The following is a 508-nucleotide window of genomic DNA, read 5'->3' as shown; positions in this document are numbered from 1 at the left end:
GCTGTTTCCCTCTCGACCACGAATCTTATCACCCGCAGTCTGACTCCCGGGGTCTTAAATTACGGCATTCGGAGTTTGACTGAGTTCGGTAACCTTGTCGGGCCCCTAGCCCAATCAGTGCTCTACCTCCGCAATTAAACCCCCGAGGCTAGCCCTAAAGCTATTTCGGGGAGAACCAGCTATTTCCGGGTTCGTTTAGCATTTCACCGCTATCCACAGCTCATCCCCTGATTTTTCAACATCAGTGGGTGCGGGCCTCCACTCGGTTTCACCCAAGCTTCACCCTGGCCATGGATAGGTCACCCGGTTTCGGGTCTACAGCTGACAACTTATTCGCCGGTTAAGACTCGCTTTCGCTGCGGCTCCGGAATTTAAATTCCTTAACCTTGCTGCCAACCATAACTCGCCGGCCCGTTCTACAAAAAGTACGCCATCACACTGTAGCAAGCTACATAGTGCTCTGACTGCTTGTAGGCTCATGGTTTCAGGTTCTATTTCACTCCCCTCC

1 rRNA gene is annotated in these 508 nt (G+C 52.4%); it reads right to left on the bottom strand.

What is annotated here, in order from left to right:
• Positions 1 to 508, bottom strand: a 23S ribosomal RNA gene (locus tag SCM96_16130); the annotation flags it as partial.

The sequence above is a fragment of the Acidobacteriota bacterium genome (assembly GCA_033549365.1).
GTDB lineage: Bacteria > Acidobacteriota > Aminicenantia > Aminicenantales > Saccharicenantaceae > JAWSUF01.
Note: the sequence above shows the minus strand (reverse complement) of the source record. Positions and strands in the feature narration are given on the sequence as shown.